Genomic DNA, 23452 nt, shown 5'->3' with positions numbered 1-23452 from the left:
GGTCCCGACCGGCATGCTTGTACGGTCGGAGGCTGCCGTCCGGCCTACGGTACCCGGCTTGCTTTGTGTGACTTGGCCAAGCCGGGCAGCCGATACAGGACCGGTATCGCAACGTGCGCCGATGTGAAGGGGACGTGAGGGGAGTCACGTCCCGTTCATGGCGCGGTCACTTCTTGCTTTCGATGACGGCCTCCATGACGTTCTTGGCGATCGGTGCCGCGAGGCCGCCGCCGGAGATGTCGTCACGGTTGGCGTTCTCGTCCTCGATCACCACGGCCACGGCGACGGGCGAGCTGTCGTCGTCGCCCTTGGCGTACGAGATGAACCAGGCGTAGGGGTTCTCGCTGTTGTCGACGCCGTGCTGGGCGGTGCCGGTCTTGCCGCCCACGGTGACGCCGTCGAGCTGTGCGTTGGTTCCCGTGCCGTCCTCGACGACGGTTTCCATCATGGACTGGAGGATCTGGGCGTTGTCCGCGGAGAGCGGCTTGCTCATCTCCTCGGGGTCCGTCTTCTCGATGGTGTCCAGGCCCGGGTCCTGGAGTTCGTCGACCATGTACGGCTTCATCAGGGTGCCGTTGTTGGCGATGGCCGAGGTGACCATGGCCATCTGCAGGGGGGTGGCGGCGGTGTTGTACTGGCCGATGGCGGAGAGCGCGGTCTGGGACGCGTTCATGTCGTCGGAGAAGACGGAGGCGTTGGAGCGGACGGGGACGAACTGTTCCTCGTCGAAGCCGAACTTCTTGGCGGTCTCGAGCATCTTGTCGTTGCCGAGGTCGGCGCCGATCTTGCCGAAGACGGTGTTGCAGGAGACGCGGAGTGCCTCGCGGAGGGTGGCGTCCTCGCAGGGGAGGTCGCCCTCGTTGGGCAGTTCGGTGGTGGTGCCGGGCATCGTCCAGGGCAGCGGGGAGTCGGTCCTGTCGTCCGCTGAGTCGTACAGGTCGTGCTCCAGGGCGGCCGCGGCGGTGAGCACCTTGAAGGTGGAGCCGGGCGGGTAGACCTCGCGCAGGGCGCGGTTGAGCATCGGGTCGTCGGGGTTGTTCTTCTTCTGGAGTCTGTTCCAGGCCTCACCGTCGGCGTCGCTGCCGCCGGCGATCGAGGTGGGGTCGTACGACGGGTAGGAGGCCATCGAGAGGATCTTGCCGGTGGAGGGTTCGAGCGCGACGACGGCTCCCTTGGCGCCCTGCTTCTTCAGGCCGTCGTAGGCGGCCTTCTGAGCGGCGCTGTTGAGGGTGGTGACGACGTTGCCGCCCTCGCGCTTCTTGCCGGTGATCATGTCGAGGGTGTTGCGGAAGAAGAGCCGGTCGTCGTTGCCGGTGAGGATGCCGTCGTCGATGGCCTCGAGCTGGGTGGCGCCGTAGGCCTGGGAGACGTATCCGGTCACCGGCGCCCACATGGCGCCGTCCTTGTAGGTGCGCTTGTACTTGAAGTCGCCCTTGGTGGTGGCGTGGCCGGTGATGGCCTGGCCGTCGACGATGATGTCGCCGCGCGGGGTGGCGTACCGGTCGATGGCGACGCGGCGGTTGTGCTCGTCCTCCTTGAGCTCGTCCGCCTGGACGTACTGGAGCCAGTTGTCGCGGATGAGCAGGGTGAGGACGAGGAGGCCGCAGAAGATCGCGATGCGGCGCAGTGGTTTGTTCACGGGCGGACCACCTGGGTCATTTCGGCGTCCGGGTTGGCGGGTGCGGCGGGTGCCGGCCTGCGGGCGGTGTCGCTGATGCGCAGGAGGATACCGATCAGTGCCCAGTTGGCGATGACGGAGGAGCCGCCGTAGGCCAGGAAGGGCATGGTCATGCCGGTGAGGGGGATGAGGCCCATGACGCCGCCGGCGACGACGAAGACCTGGAGGGCGAAGGCGCCGGAGAGGCCGATGGCGAGGAGCTTGCCGAACGGGTCGCGGGCGGCGAGGGCGGTGCGCACGCCGCGTTCCACGATCAGCGCGTAGAGCAGGATGATGGCCATGAGGCCGGCGAGGCCGAGTTCCTCGCCGAAGGTGGCGAGGATGAAGTCGGAGTTCGAGGCGAAGCGGATGAGGTCGGAGTGGCCCTGGCCCCAGCCGGTGCCGAGGGTGCCGCCGGAGCCGAAGGCCCACAGGGCCTGCATGGCCTGCTCGGAGTGGCCCACGACCTGCTCGCGGGAGAGCATGTACTCGCGCATCGGGTCGAGCCAGGCGTCGACGCGTTGCTGGATGTGGGGCTCGAAGCTGGCCACGCCGACGGCACCGACGGCGGACATCAGCATGCCGAAGACGATCCAGCTGGTTCGCTCGGTGGCGACGTACAGCATGATCACGAACATGCCGAAGAAGAGCAGCGAGGTGCCGAGGTCGGTCTCGAAGACGAGGATGAGGATCGACATCGCCCAGACGACCAGGATGGGGCCGAGGTCGCGGCCGCGGGGCAGGTAGAGGCCCATGAAGCGGCGGCTGGCCAGGGCGAGCGCGTCGCGTTTCACCATGAGGTAGCCGGCGAAGAAGATCGCGAGGACGATCTTGGCGAATTCGCCGGGCTGGATGGAGAAGGAGCCGACCTGGATCCAGATCCGGGCGCCGAAGACGTTCTTGCCGAGGCCCGGGACCAGCGGGAGCAGCAGCAGGACCAGGGCGCCGACCATGGAGATGTAGGTGTAGCGCTGGAGGACGCGGTGGTCCTTGAGGAAGATCATCACGGCGACGAACAGGGCGATGCCCATCGCGGTGTACATCAGCTGGCGGGGTGCGGCGTTGCCGGCCTGGTCGATGCGCTGGAGGAGTTCGGACTGGTCGAGGCGCCAGATGGCGACGAGTCCGAGTCCGTTGAGCAGGGTGGCCAGGGGCAGCATCAGCGGGTCCGCGTACGGGGCGAACTTGCGGACGACGAGGTGGCCGACACCGGCCAGGAGGCCGAGGCCGAGGCCGTAGCTCAGCAGGCCGGCGGGCACCTCGTCGTTGATGGCCAGTCCCACGTTGGCGTAGGCGAAGACCGGGATGACGACGGCGAACACGAGCAGAGCCAGCTCGGTGTTGCGCCGGCTCGGGGCGCCGATGGCGCCGATCGTGGACGTGTGGTGTGTCGGCGAGTTGGTAGAACTGCTCATCGTTTGACGGTGCCTCTCACGGCTTGCCTACTGCTTACCGCACAGCGAGACGACCTTCTGCTCTTCCTCCGAGAGGGTCGGGCCGGGGCCTGGAGTGGGTGCGGTCGTGGACGGGGGCTCGGACGATTCGGGTGCCTGCGGTGATCCCGAGGTGTTCGGTGACGCGTTCGGGGTCGGTGAGGCCTTGGACGTGAAGGAGGCGGGGGTGGTTCCCGTGGTGCCTCCGGCCTCGCCCTCGCCCGTCTTGGCGTTCTTCTCGGTGTTCGTGGTGCGCTGCTCGGCCTGCTTCTGGCAGGCGGAGGCCTGTACCGCCAGTTCCTCGATCTTCGCCCGCGCGTCGGCCAGGTCGCCTTCGGCGATGGTGGACTCGACGAGTTCCTGCTGGTAGGGCGGCAGGTGCTTGAGTTCGATCTCGGGGTGGTCCTTCTGGACCTTCGACAGGGAGACCCAGGCGAGGTCCTGGCTGATGCCCCGGTACAGGGCGACGTGGTCGTCCTTGGTGCCGACGTAGTACTGGGTCTGGGTCCAGCGCCAGCCGCCGTACGTGCCGCCGCCGATGACGGCGAGGGCGAGGGCGGCGTACAGGGATCTCTTCAGCCACTTGCGGTTCTTGCGGGGTTTGACGAAGTCGTCGGGCCCGTAGTCCTCGAAGTCGCCGGCCGGGACGTAGCCGGTGGTGTCACCGCTGCCGGGCGGGCCGAACTCGCCACCCCCGCCGCGCTGCCCGCCCTGGCGGCCGAGGCCCGCGGCGCGGCCGGCCGGGGTCTGCATGATGCCGTTGTCACCGAACTGGGCCTGGTTCTCGGCGACGGCGCCGACCACGACCGGGGTGTCGGAGAGCTGGCCGGCGAGGGTGTCGCCGGTGTCGAGGTCGAGGACGTCGGCGATGATGACGGTGATGTTGTCGGGGCCGCCGCCGCGCAGGGCGAGCTGGATCAGCTCCTGGACGGTCTCCTGGGGGCCCTGGTAGCTGGCGAGGGTGTCTTCCATCGTCTGGTGGGAGACGACGCCGGAGAGTCCGTCGGAGCAGATGAGGTAGCGGTCGCCGGCCCGTACCTCGCGGATGGACAGGTCGGGTTCGACGTGGTCGCCGCTGCCGAGGGCGCGCATCAGCAGGGAGCGCTGCGGGTGGGTGCCCGCCTCCTCCTCGGTGATGCGGCCCTCGTCGACGAGGCGCTGCACCCAGGTGTGGTCCTGCGTGATCTGGGTGAGGACGCCGTCGCGCAGGAGGTAGGCGCGGGAGTCGCCGACGTGGACGAGGCCGAGGCGCTGGCCGGTCCAGAGCAGGGCGGTGAGGGTGGTGCCCATGCCTTCGAGGGCGGGGTCCTCCTCGACCATCTGGCGGAGCTGGTCGTTGGCGCGCTGTACGGCGGTGCCGAGGGAGGTGAGGAGGTCCGAGCCGGGCACGTCGTCGTCGAGGGGGACGATGGTGGAGATCACCTCGGAGGAGGCGACCTCACCGGCGGCCTGGCCGCCCATGCCGTCGGCGATGGCGAGCAGGCGGGGACCGGCGTAGCCGGAGTCCTCGTTGCCCTCCCGGATCATGCCCTTGTGCGATCCGGCGGCGAAGCGCAGTGACAGACTCATGCGCACCTCGCCCGTCGGCTCCGACTGCAGCCGGTCGTGTCGAGCCACACTGCCCACCCTCCGGTCGGGAGCGCGCCGTGGCCCGGGGTGCCGGCCGCCGCTGCGTGCTCGCTCCGCTCGCGCTCTTTCATTGGTGTAGCACTACTTCCGCAGCTCGATGACGGTCTTGCCGATGCGGATCGGCGATCCCGGCCCGATCGGTGTGGGGGTCGTCAGCCGGGACCGGTCCAGGTAGGTGCCGTTGGTGGAGCCCAGGTCCTCGACGATCCACTGGCCGTTCTGGTCCGGGTAGATCCTGGCATGGCGGCTGGAGGCGTAGTCGTCGTCCAGCACGATGGTCGAGTCGTGTGCCCGGCCGAGCGTGATGGTCTGGCCCTGGAGGGCAACGGTGGTGCCGGTCAGGGTGCCCTCCGTGACGACCAGTTTGGTGGGCGCGCCTCGGCGGCCCCGGCCGCCGCTGGGCTGCTGGCGCTGCGGTGGAGGCGCCTGGCCCTGGCGCGTGGCGGTCTGCTGTGGTCGGGCGGCCTCGCGCCGCGCACCGCGCTGGGTGACCCGCGTACCGAACAGGTCGCTGCGGATGACCTGCACGGCCACGATCACGAACAGCCACAGTACGGCGAGAAAACCCAGCCGCATGACCGTGAGGGTCAGCTCTGACATTGCCCCCGGATCACCCTTCGGCTTGCCTATAGAGAATGGTGGTGCTGCCCACGACGATCCGTGAGCCGTCGCGGAGCGTAGCGCGGGTGGTGTGCTGCCCGTCCACCACGATGCCGTTGGTGGACCCGAGATCCTGGATCGTCGAGGGCGTTCCGGTCCGGATTTCGCAGTGCCGGCGGGAGACGCCGGGGTCGTCGATCCGCACGTCGGCCTCGGTGCTGCGTCCGAGGACGAGTGTCGCGCGGGAGATCTGGTGGCGGGTGCCGTTGATCTCGATCCAGTGGCGGGTGCGTCCGCCGGTCGCGGGTGCGGCCGGGGGTTGCTGGCCGCCCGAGGGTTGCGGGTAGCCGTAGCCGCCGGGGCGGCCGCCGGGTGGTGGTGCGGCCGGCATCGGCGGGGCGCCGGCGGGGGGTGCGGTCGGCGGGTAGCCGTAGCCACCGCCCGCGCCACCGGGTGCGCCGGGTGTACCGGGCCGCCCGGTGGGGGCGGCGGGCGCGGCGGGGCTCGCGGGTGCCGGACCGCCCTGGTGGCTGCTGGAGGAGGCGAGGGTACGGCTGCGCACCCGGTACAGGCCGGTGTCGAGGTCGTCCGCCTTCTCCAGGTGGACCTTGATCGGCCCCATGAAGGTGTAGCGCTGCTGCTTGGCGTAGTCGCGGACCATGCCGGCGAGCTCGTCGCCGAGCTGGCCGGAGTAGGGGCTGAGGCGCTCGAAGTCGGGCGTGCTCAGTTCCACGATGAAGTCATTGGGTACGACGGTGCGGTCGCGGTTCCAGATGGTCGCGTTGTTGTCGCATTCGCGCTGGAGCGCTCCCGCGATCTCCACGGGCTGCACCTCGGACTTGAACACCTTCGCGAAGGTGCCGTTGACCAGACCTTCGAGGCGCTGCTCGAACTTCTTCAGGACTCCCATGGGGCACCTCCTCCGTCGCTGCCGTCCTGTCCGCTGCCTTGCGTACTGCCGCCTTGCGTACTGCCGTCCTGCGTGCCGCTGCTCTGCCTGCCGCCGCCCTGCGTACTGCTTACGAGCGAACCGCTCACCTGTGCACTGCTTACCTGGTACTGCTTACTGATCGTATCCACGCGCCGGTCGATCGGCTGGTTCCCCCTGTCGGCCCGGTCGACAGGTGTCGACGCCTCTCGGAGTTCCCGCCGGAGCTCCCCTTCGAACCGTCGGGGTCCTTCGGGATGAGCTCCCGCAGGTACTCATGCCCAGGATCGTAGAGCCGACTGCGGACCAGTGTCCCGCACCTGACTGCGGACCCCTACCGGCTCCTGGTGAGACGGCCCCGACCGGTACGAGGTTGATACGTGAACGGACACCGGGCGGGCCGAGTGCCCGAAGGCGGTCGGATGCCTGGTCCGCCCGCCGACAAGGGATGTGAATCCACCCGTTCCAGCGTGCTAATGTTCTCGTGTCGGAAGGCGCCGCACCGCAAGGACGGAGCCCGAGGACACACCCAATGCGCGGGTGGCGGAATAGGCAGACGCGCTGGATTCAGGTTCCAGTGCCCGAAAGGGCGTGGGGGTTCAACTCCCCCCTCGCGCACCAGCGAGCATCGACGAAGGTGCTCCGGTTGTATCGACGAAGCGGGCTCATCGTGAAGACGATGGGCCCGCTTCGCTGTGTGCGAGCAGGTCGACGGCAGTGTGATGATGCTTACACGCTTGGCTTGCGGAGTGTGCTCCGCCCCATTCTCCTGGCTCGGTCTTCTCCGGCTCGGTGTCGTATCCCTTGGGGATGAAGTGGGCAGGCGGTGCGGCACAGGACGGTCCGGGAGTGGAGGGCCGTACGCGACGGCGGCGGCCCCGTCGCTCCCTGCTGGTGCCGCACCACGGTGTGTCCCCGGTCGTCCGGAGCGTTCCCGTGGATCCGGTACGGCCCTGCGGATCCGGTACGGCCCTGCGGATCGCCTCGTGACCGGGCGGCTCCCCATGTCCGACCGTCGCCGGCTGCCGGACGGGGTGTTCTTTCTCGAGGGAGCCGAGGGAGCCGAGAGAACCGGGGGAACCGAGGGGGCAGGAGAGGCGCACTGTTCAGGTACGCCAGCGAGATCACGCCGACCCGCGCGGTCGGCCCGGTGCGGCCGGGGGCTGCGCGACAGCAGAGCCGTCCTGCGCTGACGGCCGCCGCGACGGCGGGCGCCGCGCTCGCCGAACCTCTGGCGTTGCCGGCATGCCGGCATGCCGTCAGCTCGACTCTGCCGGTGGCGAGGTGTCGACCGCGAGGGAGACGGCAAGGGCGCCGAGCACCGTGCCCATCACGTAGCGCTGCGCCTTGAGCCAGGAGGGGCGGCGGGAGAGGAAGACGGCGATCGTGCCGGCGGCGACGACGATGGTGAGGTTGACCGCGACGCTGACCACGATCTGGATCGAGCCGAGGGCGAGGCCCTGGAGAAGGACGTGCCCCTTGTCCAGGTCGATGAACTGGGGGATGAGCGAGATGTACATGATGGCGATCTTCGGGTTGAGCAGGTTCGTCATCAGGCCCATGGTGAAGAGCTTGCGCGGCGAGTCGTGAGGCACGTCCTGAGGGGCGAAGACGGAGACGCCGCCTGGCCTCAGGGCGTTCCAGGCGAGGTGGGCGAGGTAGGCGGCACCGGCCAGTTTCACCGCGAAGTACAGCTCCGGTACGGCGATGAAGACGACCGAGAGGCCCAGGTTCGCGGCGAGCAGATACACCATGAAGCCCACCGCCACACCGCAGAGGGAGATCATCCCGGCGTGCCTGCCCTGGGTGATGCTGCGGGAGACGAGGTAGATCATGTTCGGGCCGGGGGTGAGCACCATGCCGAGTGCCACCACCGTCACGCCGAGGACCCCGCTCATTTCAACCATGAAAATCCCTCATCCGCTGTTCACTGCTCTCGTGCACGGCGGACCAGGGCCTCGGCGGCCCGCCCCAGCTCGTCCGCCACCTGCTGCGGTTCCTCGTCCCGATAGCGCCGAGCGGCATCCGTGTGCATCCCGGTGGACAGCATCGGTGCAATCGCGGATCGCCCGAGGATCGCATTGAGTCGGGTATGGAACAGCAGGCACATGTCCCGCACGTGACAGTCGGATTCCAGCGGTGACCAGGGGAGCGTGCCGGTACGGCGGTTGCTCAGTCCCGGTGTCCGCAGCAGCCGCTGCCACCTGCCCGCGTACTCCTGCAGCGTGTCGGTGACCGCGCCCTGCCTGACCAGGTCGAACGTGAAACCGCACCTTCGACAGTCGGGCGAGGGCAGGGGAGTCCGTCCGAGTGGCGACCCGGATCGCGTGGTCGTGTCCACCGTGTTCAGGCTCCTTTCCGGGCTCGGCGCAAGGCCCGGAGTTTATGGCGTGCAATATCTCGATGCAATATTCCGATTGCTCTCGGTGCAATGGTGTGATTGGGTGGATCGTCCGACGAGGGGAGAGAGCGCCGTGAAGGACTACCAGAGCGTCGCCGACGCCGTGGCCGAGGACATCAGAGTCGGCACCCTCCGGCCCGGCGGCCGGCTCCCCCCGCAGCGCGAGTTCGCGCGGCAGCACGGCATCGCCAACTCCACGGCCACACGCGTGTACCAGGAGCTGGCCCGCCGAGGTCTGACGGTCGGCGAGGTCGGCCGGGGCACCTTCGTCCGGGCGGTGCCGGTGGCGTCCGGGGCGTCTGTCCCCGCGCTCACCGAACCGGCCGGCAGCCGGATCGATCTGGGGCTCAACTACCCGGTCGTACCGGAGCAGAGCGCACTCCTCGCCGAAGGGCTCGGCGGGCTGCTGCGGCCCGACGCGCTCGGCCACGCCCTGAGCCCGGTCGGCGCGTCCGGCCTTCCCGCCGTCCAGGAGTCCGCCGCCGACATGCTCGTCCGCGGCGGCTGGCGCCCCGACCCCACACGGATCCTGTTCGCGGGCAACGGGCGGCAGGCCGTCTCGGCCGTCATCACCACGCTGGTGCCGCCCGGCGCGCGACTCGGCGTCGAAGAGCTGACGTATCCCTTGGTCAAGGCCGTCGCCGGGCGGCTCGGCATCACCCTCGTCCCCCTGGCCATGGACGACGCCGGTCTGATCCCGGCAGCCGTCGAGGAAGCGCACGCCGCCGCGCCGCTGCGCGCCGTCTACGTACAGCCCAGGCTGCACAACCCGCTCTCGCTCACCATGCCCGCCCAGCGCGTCGAGCGGCTGGCCGAGGTGCTGCTGCGGCTCGGGATCCCCGCGGTCGAGGACGCCGTCTGGGCCTTCCTGCGTGACGAACTTCCCCCACTCGCCGCCTACATGCCCGAGCGGACCGTGCTCATCGACAGCCTGAGCAAGCGCATCGCGCCTGGCCTGACGCTCGGCTTCGCGGTGGCGCCGGCCGCACTCGCCGGGGAGATCGAGGCCACCCTGCGCTCGGGCGGCTGGGCTCCCATGCGGTTCGCCCTGGAGGCCGCGCACCGCTGGCAGCAGGACGGCACCGTGAAGAAGCTGGTCGAGGCCAAGCAGCGAGAAGCGGCCGTACGACAGGAGACGGCTGCCCGGTACCTCGCCGGTTTCGCCGTGCGGAGCGATCCGCGCTCCTACCACTGCTGGTGGCAGCTGCCCCGGCCGTGGCGCGCCGACACCTTCGTCGCAGCCGCTGCGCGGCACGGCATCGGGGTCGTGCCCGCAGCAGCGTTCACCATCGGCGGCAACCACGCGCCGAACGCCATCCGGCTGGGCCTCGCCTCGCCCCAGCCGGACGTCCTCTCCCAGGCGCTCGGCACGCTCGTCGAACTCGCCCGGTCGGCACCGGAGGACCTCGTCACCGACTGACGCCCGTGGCAACGGGATCACCGACCGCACCGCAGGTGTCGTACGCCTCCCGGTACCGCCGCGCCGCTCGAGCTCCGCGAAAGCGGCCTCCTCCTCCACCGTCCCGCCAAGGACACCGCCGAGAGCGCGGGCGGCGAACTCGGCGCCGTGACGGGCCAGGAACATCCCGTCGGACAGCAGCGGCTCCACGGCGACCGAGCACGTGGCGTCGCCGACTAGCACCGTCCCCGGACGCCACAGCCGCTCACCGGCGAGTTTCCGGTGTCCGTCGGCCGGAAGCCCCCCAGGTCCCGGACCCGGGGGGCTTTCGCTTGCCCGGACACGGTGTCGGGCGCGGTGTCGGGCACGGTGTCACCGTGTGCGGTGTGCGGTGTGCGGTGTGCGGTGAGAAGGTCTCAGGTTCCGGCGCGCCACAGGGCGGGCACGTTGGGCGGCTCCCAGCCCGTCATCGAGGTGTGCGCCTGGAGGCAGCGGTAGGCGCCGCCGCCGTATGTCACCCGGTCGCCGGCGGCGTAGGAGCGGCCCGCCGTCCAGGTGCCGCCCGGCGGATCGGTGGGCGGATCGGTGGGCGGGTCCGTGGGGCCCTCGTCGCCGTCCACGTTCAGTACGAAGTCGAAGCTCCCCTCCCTGCCGCCGCCGGCGTCGCGGACGTTCATCAGTAACGCCGGGTCGAAGAGGGCGTCCGTGCTGTTGCGGGGTTCGCCGGGGAAGTAGAGCTGGGTGGTCAGTACGGGTTCGCCGGGCGCCTGCGCCTTGACGTGGATGTGCCGGGTACGGCCCGGGTAGAGGCCGGGGACGATCGTGCGCAGGGTGAACGCGCCGGTGGCGTCGGTGAACTGATGACCGCGGAAGGCGTATCCGGCCATGTCGTAGGCGCCGGCGTTGTCGGCCTGCCAGAAGTCGAGGAGTACGCCGGACAGCGGGACGCAGTTCCGGCCGAAGACGTAGCCGGTGACGGTCAGCCGGGTACCGGCGGTGCCGGGTGTGACCAGGTTGGTGCGCAGCGGGGAGTTCGGCTTGAAGTAGGGGCCCTCCATCTGGTCGGGCGTCGGGTCGTCGCCGTCGTCGCAGAAGGGGGTCGGCGGAAGGGTCCGTCCGGCGGAGGAACGGGCGGTGTCCCGGGCGAGCGCGATGGAGCCGGTGGCGAGCAGCGGGACGGCGGCACCGGCGGCGACGGCCGCTCTGAGCAGGGTCTTGCGGCTGATGCCGTGGCCGGGTTCGTCGGGGGTGGTGGGGGTGTCGGAGGTGTCGGAGGTCATGGGGGTCCTCGGTCTCTTCGGTCTCTTCGGTGGGTGGTCCCTGGGGAGGTGGACGGGACGTGCGGCATCCGGGACGGCGGGGACAGGGAACGCGCCCGCCGGTGCGGGGCAGGCTGCTGTCGTTGCTCCGGCGGGCGCGTTCCGTGGTGATCGCTGGAACCGTAGGCCCGCCGGTGGGGGCCCCGGAACCTCCTGTTTCGACCCCTGCCCGGCGTTATGCGGGCGGGGGCCGGACGGGGCCGGACGGGCCCGTGTACGGGCGGTTCGCCCGGAGGTACGGTCGTGGCGCGCCGACGCCGGAGACGGACGGGTGTGGCACGTACGGACAGGTGTGGCACGTACGGACGGGTGGGGCGCGAATACGGGCACGGCTCACGGACGGGCACGGCACAGGTACGGGCACGGCATAGGTACGAGTACGGGAACAGGGAGGGCGGCCGGTATGGGCGAGGCGATGACGGGGGCGCGTGGGGGCACGGGCGCGGGTGCGGACGCGGAGGGCACGGTGGCCGGTGCGCGGGTGCCGGCCGTGCCGGGGTTCGCGCGGTGGCCCGTCGGCGGCTCGCCGAAGGCGGAGGGCAAGGCGCTGCGCACGCGTGTTCCGAGGTCCGCGCACGCCGCCCTCGACCCGGACCCCTCCCGGCCGGACGCGGCGAGCGCGGTGGAGGAGTCCAACCGCGGCCGGATATCCGAGCTCACGCCGATACGGGCCGGGCGGATGGCGGCCACGCCGTTCGCCTTCCTGCGCGGATCGGCGGGCCTGATGGCGTACGACCTGGCGCGTACGCCGACTACGGGGATCGGCGCCCAGATCTGCGGCGACGCGCACGCCGCGAACTTCGGCCTCTACGGCGACGCCCGCGGCGGCCTGGTCATCGACCTCAACGACTTCGACGAGACGGTCCACGGCCCCTGGGAGTGGGACCTCAAGCGGCTCACCGCCTCGCTCGTCCTCGCGGGCCGGGAGGCCGGCGCGGACGAGGAAACCTGCCGCGAGGCGGCCCACGACGCGGCGGGCGCCTACCGGCGCACCATGCGGCTGCTGGCCAGGCTCCCCGCGCTGGACGCCTGGAACGCCATCGCGGACGAGGAACTCGTCTCCCACACCGACGCGCACGACCTGCTCGGCACGCTGGAGCGGGTCTCCGAGAAGGCGCGGGCCAACACCAGCGGGCGTTTCGCCGCCAGGTCGACCGAGCGCACCGAGGACGGCGGACGGCGCTTCGTCGACGCTCCGCCGGTGCTGCGGCGCGTACCGGCCGGGGACGCGGCGGCGGTCGCGAACGCCCTGGAGCCGTACCTGGCCACGCTCTCCGAGGACCGGCTGCCGCTGCTGGCCCGGTACGCGGTGCACGACGTCGCCTTCCGGGTCGTGGGCACCGGCAGCGTGGGCACGCGGTCGTACGTCGTGCTGCTCCTGGACCACCGCGGCGAGCCGCTCGTGCTCCAGGTGAAGGAGGCCCGCCCCTCCGCGCTCCTGCCGCACCTGGCGACCGCCGGCTTCGACGCCCCCGACGTCGCGCACGAGGGCCGCCGGGTGGTCATGGGGCAGAAGCGGATTCAGGTGGTCAGCGACATCCTGCTGGGCTGGACCTCGGTCGACGGGCGGCCGTTCCAGGTGCGGCAGTTCCGCAACCGCAAGGGCAGTGTCGACCCCACGGCCCTGGCCGCCGACCAGATGGACGACTACGGCCGCATGACCGGCGCCCTGCTGGCCCGCGCCCACGCGCACAGCGCCGACCCGCGCATCGTCGCCGGCTACTGCGGCAAGAACGACGAGCTGGACGACGCGATGGCCGCCTTCGCCGTGGCCTACGCCGACCGCACGGAGGCCGACCACGCGGGACTGCTGGCCGCGGTGCGGGCGGGACGGGTCGCGGCGGAGCTGGGCGTATGACGGCTCCGGTGTGACCGCTGCGGGGATCCGGTGGGGCGGGCGGCATCGTGGCCTAGGCTGGACGGGTGACGACGCCGGAAGCTGAGCCCGAGCAGGGGGGTGCGCCGCGTCCCGAGGAACGGCTGGAACAGGCCGTACGGGCCGCCGAGCAGGCACTCATCGAGTACGAGATCGCGCTGGAGACCTTCCGCGTGGAGGTCGAGAACTTCTCCCGCCTGCACGAACAGCGGCTCGGCCCGGTGTACGCGCGGCTCGAGGAGCTGGAGGCGCAGATCCTGGAGGCCAGGGCGGCCCGCACCGGCGACGCCGGGGACCGGAGCCGGGCCGACGAGGCGCGGGCCCGGCTGATGCCGATCCCCGGGGTCGAGGAACTGCTGCACGGCTGGATGGACGGGGACGGGCTGTTCCCGGAGGCCACGGCGATGCTCACGGACCAGGCGGTACGTCCCCCGCAGCGGGTGCGGCCCGGCGAGGAGGCCCGCAAGCTCTACCGCGAGCTGGTCCGCAAGGCGCATCCCGACCTGGCGCAGGAGGACGCGGAGCGGGCCCGGCGCGAGGAGTTCATCACCCGGGTCAACGCCGCCTACGCCCGTGGCGACGCGGGTCTCCTGCGGGAGCTGGCCGAGGAGTGGGCCGCAGGCCCGGCGACCCGGCGGCGCCCGAGCCGTGGTGAGGAGCTGTACGTCCGCCTCGAGTGGCTCGACCGGCGCAAGGAGATGCTCACGCTGCTCGCCAAGGAGCTGGAGGAGAGCGCGATCGGCGCCATGCTCCGGCTGGCCCCGGACGACCCCGACCGCCTGCTGGAGGAGATCGCCGAGCAGTTGGCGGCCCAGGTGGGCGAGCGGGAGACCGAGCTGGCGGGGCTGCTGGCGCGGTAGCCCCCGCCGGCGGTGCGCTCGTCGTCCCGGTGGCCCGCGGCTGTCTCCGTCCGCTTCAGAGCCAGCCGCGTTCCTGGGCGAGCAGGGCGGCCTGGAAGCGGTTGGTGGCCCGCAGACGGGCCATGAGGGAAGCCACGTGCTTGCGATAGGTCCGCACCGAGATGCCCAGGTCCCGGGCGCCGCTCTCGTCCTTGTCGGCGGTGTAGAGCGACCTGAGGATCCTGCGCTCGATCTCCGTGGGCGGCTCGTCGTCCGGAGTGGGCAGTTCCTGTGCCATGGCCCACATACGGTCGAACAGGGCGACCAGGGTGGCCACGAGGCCGGGTTCCCGGATCAGCAGGGCGCCCTTTGCGGTGTGCGCCCGGTCGAGGGGTGTCAGCGCCGCGGACCTGTCACAGATGATCATGCGTTCCAGGGGCTGGTGCGAGATCCGTATCTCCGCTCCCTTGCCCGCCAGTTCGTGCAGGTACGTCAGGGTGGCCCGGTCGTCCAGGGCCGGGGCGGCCATCAGGGTGCGCATGCGCACGCCGCGGCGCAGGACGCGCAGGTCGACAGGGCGTGAGAAGTCGGCCGACTCGCGGCTGATGATGCCCGTGGGGTTGGTGGTGAGGCTCTCGGAGCGGGCGAAGAACGTCAGCTCGTCGATGACGGCGCGTACGGCGTCCATGCCCTCGATCTGCTGGATGACGTGGGCTTCCCCCGGCGGGCGCCGTGCCGGGGCGGTCCTGCGTTCCTGCTGGAGCGACTCGACCACGCCGCTCGTGCGGACGGCGTCATCCAGCTCCTCCCGCAGGGCGTCGAGCCGGTTGTCGATGAGGTGCTCGACCGCCCGGGCAGGGGCGACCGGGCGCAGGACGCCGGTGCGGTTGCGGGTGGCCAGGCCCAGTTCGACCAGGCGGTCGGCGGTCCTGGCGGCGGTCCCGTCGGTGGTGCCGGTCCGGTCGGTGGTGCCGGCGACCTGGTCATGGTCGTCGCCCACGCTCTGGCGCAGCAGCCGGCGGTAGAGGGCCTCCTCGTCCCCGGTGATTCCGAGGAGCTCCAGACGTGGTTGCGACACGGTCCCCCCTCATGGGCGCACGACCACCTGCGCCGATCTTCGCGGATCATCCTCCCGGGCGTGCATCGGGTGCCACCTGCGGCGCTGTCCGCGCGGCCGGTGTGCAGGAAACGGCACCGTGGCGGCGCAGCAAGCTGCACGTCGACCCTCTCGTTCGAGGGTGGCCCGGACGGCAGAGTTGTTCCCCCCAGGACGTCCACCCGCCCTCCGGCCGAAGCCGCCCCCACCAAGGAGAGAATATTTTGAGCGACGACAACCGCACCGACAGCACCGTCCTGACCGCCGCCCTCGTCGCCGTCCTCTGCGGTGCGGAAGCCGTCGTGATCACCGGTGACATGGGCGACGGCGCCCGCTACGGCCTGGGCGCCGTCATCCTGGTCGTCCTCCTGGCGAGCGTCTTCCGGCTGAGCCGGGCCCGCCGTTCCCGCTGACCTCCCGAGCACGCCGCCCGCGTCAGCGGCCCGGCCGCCCGACCCGCCGCGTCGGGTAGCGTCGGGGGCATGAGTTTCGGAGCTGGTGTTCCCACGGTCGAGGTCACGGACCTCAAGGACGGCGACTTCCTGCTGGACGTCCGCGAGGACGACGAGTGGCAGGCGGGGCATGCCGCCGGGGCGTTGCACATTCCCATCAGCGACTTCGTGGCCCGGTACGGTGAGCTGACCGGGGCCGCGCCCCAGGACGGCCGGGTCCACGTGATCTGCCGTTCCGGCGGGCGCTCGGCCCAGGTCACCATGTACCTGGTTCAGCAGGGCATCGACGCTGTGAACGTCGACGGCGGGATGCAGGTGTGGGCGGCGGCCGGCCGTCCTGTGGTGGACGGGAAGGGCGAGCCGGGGCACGTCCTCTAGGGCCGACCGGGTCGTCCGGGTCGTCCGGGTCGTCCGGGCCGTCCGGGCGGACTGGGCTGTCCGGGCCGTCCGGGCCGTCTCCCGGTCGGATGTGGTGACGGCCACGGTGCTGTCGATCCGCCGGGGGCTGTGCGGGCGGACGGTCCTGAGTACCGTTCCGGTTCGAACGCTGCCGGGCAACCGCACGAAAGACGCGCAGGCGCGTCGTGGCGGGGCGGGCGGAACGACGGTCGGGACCGGAACGGGGCGCAATGGACGCGTACGACGCAGGCTCGAACGCCCGGCAGGGGCGGGGCGAGCAGGAGGGCCGGAGCGGAGCGAAACGGCCGGACGAGCCGGGTGAACCGAAGCTGCCGGAGCGCCCAGCAGGGACGGACGGCGGTAGTCCGGCAGAGACCAGCGTGCCCGCTGGGGCTGGGGCTGGGGCTGGGGCTGGGGCTGGTGCCGGGGCCGGGGCCAAGACGTGGACCGGGGTCGCGGCCGGTATCGGAGCCGGCCCTCCTCCGACGTCCGCGGGGCCGGGCCCGGCGGCCGCGGAGCCCCGTACCGGTGTCGCCGCGCTCTCCGCGTGCTACCAGGCCGGTGCCGTGGTCGCCCTCGCGGTCGTCGCCGTCGCCGTCTGCGCCCACATAGGCCTGGTGTTCCTGCACGTCGCCCCGTCGAACACCCTCACCAAGCAGCACGGCGCCGCGGTCGACGAGTGGATCTACCCGGAGTTCGAACAGAACTGGAAGCTCTTCGCGCCCAACCCGCTCCAGCAGAACATCTCCGTCCAGGTCCGCGCCGAGGTGACCACGGCGGACGGCGCGATACGGACGACCGGCTGGTACGACCTGTCCGCCGAGGACGGCCGGAGCATCGAGGGTAATCCGCTGCCGAGCCACACCCAGCAGAACGAACTCCGCCGGGCCTGGGACTTCTTCGTCGCCACCCACGACTCCGACGAGCGCCCCGTGGGCCTGCGGGGCACACTGTCCGAGACCTATCTGCGGCGCATAGCGGTCCTGCGTCTCGACCGCAACGAGGCCGCCGGGCCGGGCGGTGTCGTCGAGCGCGTCCAGTACCGTTCCCGGACCACCAGCGTGGAGCCGCCCCCATGGAGCGGTGAGAAGGTCTCCGACCGGCCGGTCTACCGGGAGCTGCCCTGGTGGCCGGTGGCGGGCGACGCGGACGGCGGCGACGCGGACGGCGGCGACGCGGAGGACGGCACCGTGAAGGAAGGGGACTCCGCGTGAACGGCATCGCCCTCTCGGTCTCCCGCGGCATCGCCCGCGTCACCGGCGCCGCGCTCGGCCCGTACCAGACCGCGGTGATCCGCATCGGCTTCAGCGCCACCTGGCTGCTCTTCCTGCTGCGCGAACTGCCCCACCGCCACGAGCTGTACGGTCCCGACGGGCCCTGGAGCCACGGCCTCGCCGAGCAGCTGATCACGGACAACGGCGCCTTCACCGTGCTGATGTGGTCGGACGGGCGGATCTGGTTCGAGATCGTCTACGCGCTGGCAGCCCTCAGCGGTGTGCTGCTCCTGCTGGGCTGGCGCACCCGGACCATGTCCGTGCTCTTCATGGTCGGTGTGCTTTCGCTGCAGAACCGCAGCGTCTTCATGGGAGACGGCGGTGACAACGTCCTGCACCTGATGAGCATCTACCTGGTGCTCACGCGCTGCGGCCAGGTGTGGTCGCTGGACGCGCGCCGGGCGCGGCGCGCGGGTGAGGCCCGCGCGCGGGGGGAACGTGTCGTGGACCGGGCCGGTCCGGTCCTGTGGTGGGTGTTCGGGTTCCTGCTGCTCACCATGACGTTGGCGGGCGGGCTGGACGGTGACTGGTTCGTTCCGGCGCTGCTGTGGGCGGTGTGGGCCGCGCAGGGCCTGTGGTGGGCCGTGGGGCGCGGGGCCAGGAGCGGCGATCCGCGGATCCTGCTCGACGTGGTCGCCAACATCGTGCACAACGGCGCGCTGCTCGTGATCATGGCCGAGGCCTGCCTGATCTACGCGACCGCGGGCTGGTACAAGATCCAGGGTTCGCGCTGGCAGGACGGTACCGCGGTCTACTACCCGCTCAACCTGGACTACTTCTCGCCCTGGCCCGCCCTCTCCGACGCGTTGGCCGCCAACGGCACGATGGTCATGCTCGTCACCTACGGCACGGTGGCCGTGCAGGTCGCGTTCCCTTTCACCCTGTTCAACCGGCGGGTCAAGAACGTACTGCTGGCGGCCATGATGACCGAGCACGCGGTGATCGCCGTGGTGCTCGGGCTGCCGTTCTTCTCGCTGGCGATGATCGCGGCGGACGCGGTCTTCCTGCCGACCTCGTTCCTGCGCCGCATGGGCGACGGGACGGCACGCGCGCGAGTCCGGCTGCGGGGCCGGCCGCCGGCCGGACGCGGGGGCGGTCGTGAGGCGGTGGTTCCCGGTCCCCGTGCCGCCCACGAGGCGGGAGAAGGCGAGGAAAGCGGGGCCGGTGCGGAGCGCCCGGTGGACAAGAGGGGTCCCGAGCACACGCACGTAGGCTTCGGGACATGACCGATTCCGTCCCAGGACCCGTCCCGGGGTCCGTCCCCGGGCCCGGCCCCGACCTCGATCCACTGGCCGCCTGGCGACGGCACGTCGGCCCCTGTGTACTGCTCGACGGCTTCCACGCCCTCAAACACGCGCTGCGTTTCGGCGCCGAGGTCCCGGTGGCCGTGACCGGTGACCGCGCGGGCGCCCTGGCCCTCGCCGACGAGCTGGCGCCCGACGTGCGGGACGCGCTGGACGGTCTGCTGGCCGAGGTGGACCACGAGACGTACGCGTCCCTCGTGCCGCGCCCGCACCCCACCGCCGTGGTCGCCCTGGCCGTACGCCCCCCTCGTACGGCCAACCTGCGGGCCCTGGCGCACCTGCCCCGCCGTACGCCCGTGGTGGTCCTCGACCAGCCGCGCAACCTCGGCAACGCGGGGGCGGTGATCCGGCTCGCCGCCGGTTTCGGGGCGGCCGGCGTGGTCACCACGGGCACGCTCGACCCGTGGCACCCGACGGTGGTGCGCGGCGGGGCGGGGCTGCACTTCGCGACCGCCGTGGAGCGGCTGGACGTGGGGCAACTGCCACCGGGGCCGGTGTTCGCGCTGGACCCGGAGGGCGAGGACATCCGCGGACTGAAGCTGCCGGACGACGCGCTGCTCGCCTTCGGCTCGGAGCGCAGCGGGCTGTCGCGGGAGCTGCGCGCGCGTGCCGACCACCTGGTGGCGCTGCCGATGCGCCCCCAGGTCTCCAGCTACAACCTCGCGACCAGTGTGGCCATGACGCTGTACCACTGGAGCGTCACCGGGGGCGCGAACCAGGGTTCCTAGGCCTGTCGGCGGACCTCCACCACCCGGAAGCGGTTGGCCACGAACGCGCCGTCGCACAGGGCGGCGTTGGCCGCCGGGTTGCCGCCCGAGCCGTGGAAGTCGGAGAAGGCGGCCGTCTGGTTGACGTACACCCCGCCGGTGAGGTTGAGGGACAGCTGGGCCGCCTCCTCCAAGCAGGCCTCCCGCACGGCCTCCTCGACCTCCGTGTCGGTCGTGTAGGCGCCGACGGTCATCGCGCCCTTATCGCGGACGCTGTGGCGCAGCAGGTCCACGGCGTGGGTGGCGGAGTCGACGGCGACGGCGAAGGAGACGGGGCCGAAGCACTCGCTGGTGTAGGCGGCCTCGTCGTCGGGCTTGGCGCCGTCCAGCTTGACGATCACCGGGGTGCGCACGACGGCGTCGGGGAAGTCCGGGTGGGTCAGCTCGCGGGAGGCAAGGGCCACCTCCCCGAGGCCGGCCGCGGCCTCCAGGCGGGTCTTGACGTCCGGGTTGACGATCGCGCCGAGCAGGGCGTTCGCGCGGGCGTCGTCGCCGAGGAGGCCGTCGACGGCCCGCGCCAGGTCGGCGGTCACCTCGTCGTAGGACTTGGTGCCCTGGTCGGTGCGGATGCCGTCGCGGGGGATCAGCAGGTTCTGCGGGGTGGTGCACATCTGGCCGCTGTAGAGGGACAGGGAGAAGGCCAGGTTGGCGAGCATGCCCTTGTAGTCGTCGGTGGAGTCGACGATCACCGTGTTGACGCCGGCCTTCTCGGTGAAGACCTGGGCCTGGCGGGCGTTGGCCTCCAGCCAGTCGCCGAAGGCGGTGGAGCCGGTGTAGTCGATGATCCGGATCTCGGGGCGGGTCGCCAGGGTCTTGGCGATGCCCTCGCCGGGGCGCTCGGCGGCCAGCGCGACCAGGTTCGGATCGAAGCCGGCCTCGGTGAGGACGTCGCGGGCCGTCCGCACGGTCAGCGCGAGCGGCAGCACCGCGCGCGGGTGGGGCTTGACCAGGACCGCGTTGCCGGTGGCGAGGGAGGCGAAGAGGCCCGGGTAGCCGTTCCAGGTCGGGAAGGTGTTGCAGCCGATGACCAGGCCGATGCCGCGCGGAACCGGGGTGAAGTGCTTGGTCAGCGCGAGCGGGTCGCGCTTGCCCTGCGGCTTGGTCCACTCCGCGGTGTCGGGGGTGCGGGCCTGCTCCGCGTACGCGTAGGCCACGGCCTCCATGCCGCGGTCCTGTGCGTGCGGGCCTCCGGCCTGGAAGGCCATCATGAAGGCCTGTCCGGAGGTGTGCATGACCGCCTGGGCGAACTCCATCGTCCGGTCGGCGATCCGCCCCAGGATCTCCAGGCAGACCATCGCGCGCAGCTCCGCCCCCGCGTCCCGCCACGCCTTCTGCCCGGCCTTCATGGCGGGCAGCAGTACGTCGGGGTCGGCGTGCGGGTACTCCACGCCCAGCTCGACGCCGTACGGGGAGACCTCGCCGCCCACCCAGTCGTCGGTGCCGGGCTGGCCGAGGTCGAGGCGGGTGCCGAGCAGGGCGTCGAAGGCGGCCTTGCCCCCGGCCATGTCCAGGGTGCCGTGCTCGCCGTAGGCCTTGGGGTGCTCGGGGTGGGGGGACCAGTACGCGCGCGTGCGGATCGTCTCGAGCGCCAGATCCAGGGTCGGCCGGTGCCGGTCGATCAGCTGGTGCGCGGTGAGTTCGGCGGCCATGCGGGACCAACTCCTCGTCTCTCACGAACCGCCGTCGACTCTTCGTGGAGTCTTCGTCGAGTTCGCGACCTGGGGGAAACCTGGGCGGAAACAGGTGGACACGGCTAGAGTAACCGAACGATCGGTCGGGACAAGGGGGACCGCCGCATCTGTGGAAAACCCCGTGCGGGAGGATCGCGCACATGACAGCACTGGACCTCAGCAGCCCCGTGGCCGTCGTCGGCACCGGCACCATGGGCCAGGGCATCGCCCAGGTGGCGCTGGTCGCGGGCCATCCCGTACGGCTGTACGACGCCGTCCCCGGGCGGGCCCGGGAAGCGGCCGACGCGATCGGCGCCCGGCTCGACCGGCTCGTCGAGAAGGAACGGCTCACCGGCGCGGACCGGGACGCGGCCCGTGCCCGGCTGGAGCCCGCCGAGACCCTCGCCGGCCTCGCCGACTGCGCGCTGGTCGTCGAGGCGGTCCTGGAGCGGCTGGACGTCAAGCGGGAACTGTTCCGCGCGCTGGAGGACGTCGTCGGCGACGACTGCCTGCTCGCCACCAACACCTCCTCGCTGTCCGTCACCGCTGTCGGCGGCGCGCTCCGCAACCCCGGCCGCTTCGTCGGCCTGCACTTCTTCAACCCCGCGCCGCTGCTGCCACTGGTGGAGGTGGTCTCCGGCTTCGCCACCGACCCCGCGTCGGCCACGCGCGCGTACGAGACGGCCCGCGCCTGGGGCAAGACCCCGGTCACCTGTGCGGACACCCCCGGCTTCATCGTCAACCGCGTCGCCCGGCCCTTCTACGCCGAGGCCTTCGCGTCCTACGAGTACCGGGGCGCGGACCCGGCCACCATCGACGCCGTGCTGCGCGAGTCGGGCGGTTTCAGGATGGGCGCCTTCGAGCTGACCGACCTCATCGGGCAGGACGTCAACGAGTCCGTCACGCACTCCGTGTGGCAGGCGTTCTTCCAGGACACGCGCTTCACGCCGTCGCTCGCCCAGCGCCGCCTGGTCGAGTCCGGCCGCCTCGGCCGCAAGAGCGGGCAGGGCTGGTACGACTACCGGGACGGCGCCGAGCGGCCCGAGCCGCACACCGCCGAACCGGCCGACCGGCCCGCGTACGTGGTCGTCGAGGGGGCTCTGGGGCCGGCCGCCGAGCTGGTCACGCTGATCCGTGAGGCGGGCATCGAGGTACGCGACGAGGACGAGGGCACCGGCGCCGGGTCGCTCGTGCTGTCCGGCGGCGGCCGGCTGCACCTCACCGACGGGCAGCCCTCGGCCGAGCTCGGCGGCGACATCCACTTCGACCTCGCCCTCGACTACCGGCGGGCCACCCGTATCGCCCTCGCGCCCTCCGGGAGCACCTCGCCCCGCGCCCTCGCCGAGGCCACCGGCCTCTTCCAGGCGCTCGGCAAGAAGGTCAGCGTCGTCGGTGACGTGCCCGGCATGATCGTGGCGCGGACGGTCGCGCGGATCGTCGACCTGGCGTACGACGCGGTCGCTCGGGGAGTGGCCTCGGCGAAGGACGTCGACACCGCCATGCGCCTCGGTGTGAACTACCCGCTCGGGCCCATGGAGTGGGGCCGCCGGCTGGGCCTCCGGTGGGTGTACGAGCTGCTCGGTGAGCTGCACCTGCGCGAGCCTTCCGGGCGTTACGCCCCGTCCCTCGCGCTCCACCGTCACGCGCACGCCTCCGACGCGGGGGAGGGCACCCCCTCATGAGCACCGTCAGGCGCGACACGTACACGCCCGAGACGCTGCTGTCCGTCGCCGTGCAGATCTTCATCGAGCGCGGCTACGACGGGACGTCCATGGAGCACCTCTCCAAGGCGGCCGGCATCTCCAAGTCGTCGATCTACCACCACGTCACCGGCAAGGAGGAACTCCTGCGCCGGGCCGTGAGCCGGGCCCTGGACGAGCTGTTCGGGATCCTCGACGAGGAGCACGCGCGCGTGGGGACCGCCGCCGAGCGGCTGGAGTACGTCGTGCGGCGCATGGTCGAGGTGCTCATGGCCGAACTGCCCTACGTCACGCTGCTGCTGCGGGTGCGCGGAAACACGGGCACCGAGCGGTGGGCGCTGGAGCGGCGGCGCGAGTTCGACCACCGGGTCGCGGATCTGCTGAAGGCGGCGGCGGCCGAGGGGGACGTGCGCGCGGACGTGGAGGTGCGGCTCGCGACGCGTCTGGTCTTCGGCATGATCAACTCGATCGTCGAGTGGTACCGCCCCGACGGCACCGACGGCACCGACGGCCGCGGCGGCGCGGGCGAGCGCGAAGTGGTCGACGCGGTGGCGCGGTTGGTCTTCGGAGGGCTGCGAACGGCGTCCTGAGCGACCTTCGAGGCAGGGGCTGGGCGCGGCGTCCTGAGCTCTTCGAGGGAGGGGGCCGGGCGCGGCGTCCTGAGCGGCCTTCGGGCTGCGTGAGGCGTCCTGAGCGGCCACTCGTCCCG

20 protein-coding genes and 1 tRNA gene are annotated in these 23452 nt (G+C 71.6%); 11 read left to right on the top strand and 10 right to left on the bottom strand.

Annotation, left to right across the window (positions count from 1 at the left end; translation table 11 throughout):
• Positions 1 to 166: 166 nt before the first annotated feature.
• The 5 genes from ABEA26_RS13660 to ABEA26_RS13640 form a co-directional block, all read right to left on the bottom strand.
• Positions 167 to 1639 carry a peptidoglycan D,D-transpeptidase FtsI family protein gene (locus ABEA26_RS13660; protein ID WP_345592315.1) on the bottom strand — a complete coding sequence of 491 codons (1473 nt, stop codon included), beginning with the start codon at positions 1637 to 1639 and terminating at the stop codon, positions 167 to 169.
• Complete coding sequence (locus ABEA26_RS13655) at positions 1636 to 3072, bottom strand: FtsW/RodA/SpoVE family cell cycle protein (protein ID WP_345592313.1); 1437 nt, start codon at positions 3070 to 3072, stop codon at positions 1636 to 1638. The genes ABEA26_RS13660 and ABEA26_RS13655 overlap by 4 nt, the downstream gene beginning before the upstream one ends.
• A 27-nt stretch (positions 3073 to 3099) precedes the next feature.
• On the bottom strand, positions 3100 to 4659 hold the full coding sequence (locus ABEA26_RS13650; RefSeq protein WP_345592311.1) for a Stp1/IreP family PP2C-type Ser/Thr phosphatase: 1560 nt from the start codon (positions 4657 to 4659) through the stop codon (positions 3100 to 3102).
• 141 nt (positions 4660 to 4800) lie between these two features.
• Positions 4801 to 5319 carry an antibiotic biosynthesis regulator FhaB gene (fhaB, locus tag ABEA26_RS13645; RefSeq protein ID WP_345592309.1) on the bottom strand — a complete coding sequence of 173 codons (519 nt, stop codon included), beginning with the start codon at positions 5317 to 5319 and terminating at the stop codon, positions 4801 to 4803.
• Positions 5320 to 5329: 10 nt separating this feature from the next.
• Entirely contained in the window at positions 5330 to 6229 is a 900-nt protein-coding gene (locus ABEA26_RS13640) for an FHA domain-containing protein (RefSeq protein WP_345592308.1), read from the bottom strand.
• Between the two features lie 552 nt (positions 6230 to 6781).
• On the opposite strand from ABEA26_RS13640, the gene ABEA26_RS13635 reads away from it, so the two are divergent.
• A tRNA-Leu gene (locus ABEA26_RS13635) sits at positions 6782 to 6868 on the top strand.
• 638 nt (positions 6869 to 7506) lie between these two features.
• Here the strand turns inward: ABEA26_RS13635 and ABEA26_RS13630 are convergent.
• Together ABEA26_RS13630 and ABEA26_RS13625 are read right to left on the bottom strand one after the other, a co-directional pair.
• Positions 7507 to 8154 carry a LysE family translocator gene (locus tag ABEA26_RS13630; protein ID WP_345592306.1) on the bottom strand — a complete coding sequence of 216 codons (648 nt, stop codon included), beginning with the start codon at positions 8152 to 8154 and terminating at the stop codon, positions 7507 to 7509.
• Between the two features lie 20 nt (positions 8155 to 8174).
• Positions 8175 to 8588, bottom strand: a complete 414-nt coding sequence (locus ABEA26_RS13625) for a hypothetical protein (RefSeq protein ID WP_345592304.1) — start codon at positions 8586 to 8588, stop codon at positions 8175 to 8177.
• 133 nt (positions 8589 to 8721) lie between these two features.
• On the opposite strand from ABEA26_RS13625, the gene ABEA26_RS13620 reads away from it, so the two are divergent.
• Positions 8722 to 10068 (top strand): aminotransferase-like domain-containing protein, encoded by a 1347-nt coding sequence (locus ABEA26_RS13620; protein WP_345592302.1) that lies wholly within the window; start codon positions 8722 to 8724, stop codon positions 10066 to 10068.
• 395 nt (positions 10069 to 10463) lie between these two features.
• On the opposite strand, the gene ABEA26_RS13615 is transcribed toward ABEA26_RS13620, so the two are convergent.
• Positions 10464 to 11327, bottom strand: a complete 864-nt coding sequence (locus ABEA26_RS13615) for a dioxygenase family protein (protein ID WP_345592300.1) — start codon at positions 11325 to 11327, stop codon at positions 10464 to 10466.
• Positions 11328 to 11769: 442 nt separating this feature from the next.
• Between ABEA26_RS13615 and ABEA26_RS13610 the strand changes: the two genes are divergently transcribed.
• Together ABEA26_RS13610 and ABEA26_RS13605 are read left to right on the top strand one after the other, a co-directional pair.
• The gene (locus ABEA26_RS13610) at positions 11770 to 13224 is read left to right on the top strand and encodes a DUF2252 domain-containing protein (protein ID WP_425587833.1); all 1455 of its coding nucleotides are present in this window, start codon (positions 11770 to 11772) and stop codon (positions 13222 to 13224) included.
• Positions 13225 to 13289: 65 nt separating this feature from the next.
• Positions 13290 to 14102, top strand: a complete 813-nt coding sequence (locus ABEA26_RS13605; RefSeq protein WP_345592298.1) for a J domain-containing protein — start codon at positions 13290 to 13292, stop codon at positions 14100 to 14102.
• 55 nt (positions 14103 to 14157) lie between these two features.
• Here the strand turns inward: ABEA26_RS13605 and ABEA26_RS13600 are convergent, their stop codons facing one another.
• The gene (locus ABEA26_RS13600; RefSeq protein ID WP_345592296.1) at positions 14158 to 15159 is read right to left on the bottom strand and encodes a LuxR C-terminal-related transcriptional regulator; all 1002 of its coding nucleotides are present in this window, start codon (positions 15157 to 15159) and stop codon (positions 14158 to 14160) included.
• A gap of 242 nt (positions 15160 to 15401) precedes the next feature.
• Here ABEA26_RS13600 and ABEA26_RS13595 point away from each other — a divergent pair, with 242 nt between their 5' ends.
• From ABEA26_RS13595 to ABEA26_RS13575, 5 genes are all read left to right on the top strand, one after another.
• Positions 15402 to 15590 (top strand): hypothetical protein, encoded by a 189-nt coding sequence (locus ABEA26_RS13595; protein ID WP_345592295.1) that lies wholly within the window; start codon positions 15402 to 15404, stop codon positions 15588 to 15590.
• Between the two features lie 69 nt (positions 15591 to 15659).
• Positions 15660 to 16007: a rhodanese-like domain-containing protein gene (locus tag ABEA26_RS13590; protein WP_345592293.1), complete on the top strand. Its 348-nt coding sequence runs from the start codon at positions 15660 to 15662 to the stop codon at positions 16005 to 16007.
• Positions 16008 to 16258: 251 nt separating this feature from the next.
• A complete protein-coding gene (locus ABEA26_RS13585; RefSeq protein WP_345592292.1) occupies positions 16259 to 17242 on the top strand; it encodes a DUF5819 family protein in 984 nt (327 codons plus the stop codon).
• Complete coding sequence (locus ABEA26_RS13580; RefSeq protein WP_345592290.1) at positions 17239 to 18528, top strand: HTTM domain-containing protein; 1290 nt, start codon at positions 17239 to 17241, stop codon at positions 18526 to 18528. Before ABEA26_RS13585 ends, ABEA26_RS13580 begins: the two co-directional genes overlap by 4 nt.
• Positions 18525 to 19334: a TrmH family RNA methyltransferase gene (locus ABEA26_RS13575; protein WP_345592289.1), complete on the top strand. Its 810-nt coding sequence runs from the start codon at positions 18525 to 18527 to the stop codon at positions 19332 to 19334. The genes ABEA26_RS13580 and ABEA26_RS13575 overlap by 4 nt, the downstream gene beginning before the upstream one ends.
• Here the strand turns inward: ABEA26_RS13575 and paaN are convergent.
• Positions 19331 to 21022 carry a phenylacetic acid degradation protein PaaN gene (gene paaN / locus ABEA26_RS13570; protein WP_345592288.1) on the bottom strand — a complete coding sequence of 564 codons (1692 nt, stop codon included), beginning with the start codon at positions 21020 to 21022 and terminating at the stop codon, positions 19331 to 19333. The genes ABEA26_RS13575 and paaN overlap by 4 nt on opposite strands.
• Positions 21023 to 21204: 182 nt before the next feature.
• On the opposite strand from paaN, the gene ABEA26_RS13565 reads away from it, so the two are divergent.
• Entirely contained in the window at positions 21205 to 22725 is a 1521-nt protein-coding gene (locus ABEA26_RS13565; protein ID WP_345592287.1) for a 3-hydroxyacyl-CoA dehydrogenase, read from the top strand.
• Positions 22722 to 23333, top strand: coding sequence for a TetR/AcrR family transcriptional regulator (locus ABEA26_RS13560; protein ID WP_345592285.1), 612 nt, complete (start codon positions 22722 to 22724; stop codon positions 23331 to 23333). The genes ABEA26_RS13565 and ABEA26_RS13560 overlap by 4 nt, the downstream gene beginning before the upstream one ends.
• Positions 23334 to 23452: the final 119 nt, after the last annotated feature.

Origin of the sequence: Streptomyces marokkonensis, assembly GCF_039539045.1 — a bacterium.
Classification (GTDB): domain Bacteria; phylum Actinomycetota; class Actinomycetes; order Streptomycetales; family Streptomycetaceae; genus Streptomyces; species Streptomyces marokkonensis.
The sequence above is the reverse complement of the archived record's forward strand: the minus strand, read 5'-3'. Positions and strand labels throughout refer to the sequence as shown.

Excerpts from the sequence above, each read along its gene's own strand:
- ABEA26_RS13655 (WP_345592313.1), bottom strand. The coding sequence starts at position 3,072 with ATGAGCAGTTCTACCAACTCGCCGACACACCACACGTCCACGATCGGC.
- ABEA26_RS13650 (WP_345592311.1), bottom strand. The coding sequence starts at position 4,659 with ATGAGTCTGTCACTGCGCTTCGCCGCCGGATCGCACAAGGGCATGATC.
- fhaB (WP_345592309.1), bottom strand. The coding sequence starts at position 5,319 with ATGTCAGAGCTGACCCTCACGGTCATGCGGCTGGGTTTTCTCGCCGTA.
- ABEA26_RS13640 (WP_345592308.1), bottom strand. The coding sequence starts at position 6,229 with ATGGGAGTCCTGAAGAAGTTCGAGCAGCGCCTCGAAGGTCTGGTCAAC.
- ABEA26_RS13630 (WP_345592306.1), bottom strand. The coding sequence starts at position 8,154 with ATGGTTGAAATGAGCGGGGTCCTCGGCGTGACGGTGGTGGCACTCGGC.
- ABEA26_RS13615 (WP_345592300.1), bottom strand. The coding sequence starts at position 11,327 with ATGACCTCCGACACCTCCGACACCCCCACCACCCCCGACGAACCCGGC.
- ABEA26_RS13610 (WP_425587833.1), top strand. The coding sequence starts at position 11,770 with ATGGGCGAGGCGATGACGGGGGCGCGTGGGGGCACGGGCGCGGGTGCG.
- ABEA26_RS13590 (WP_345592293.1), top strand. The coding sequence starts at position 15,660 with ATGAGTTTCGGAGCTGGTGTTCCCACGGTCGAGGTCACGGACCTCAAG.
- ABEA26_RS13585 (WP_345592292.1), top strand. The coding sequence starts at position 16,259 with ATGGACGCGTACGACGCAGGCTCGAACGCCCGGCAGGGGCGGGGCGAG.
- ABEA26_RS13575 (WP_345592289.1), top strand. The coding sequence starts at position 18,525 with ATGACCGATTCCGTCCCAGGACCCGTCCCGGGGTCCGTCCCCGGGCCC.
- paaN (WP_345592288.1), bottom strand. The coding sequence starts at position 21,022 with ATGGCCGCCGAACTCACCGCGCACCAGCTGATCGACCGGCACCGGCCG.
- ABEA26_RS13565 (WP_345592287.1), top strand. The coding sequence starts at position 21,205 with ATGACAGCACTGGACCTCAGCAGCCCCGTGGCCGTCGTCGGCACCGGC.
- ABEA26_RS13560 (WP_345592285.1), top strand. The coding sequence starts at position 22,722 with ATGAGCACCGTCAGGCGCGACACGTACACGCCCGAGACGCTGCTGTCC.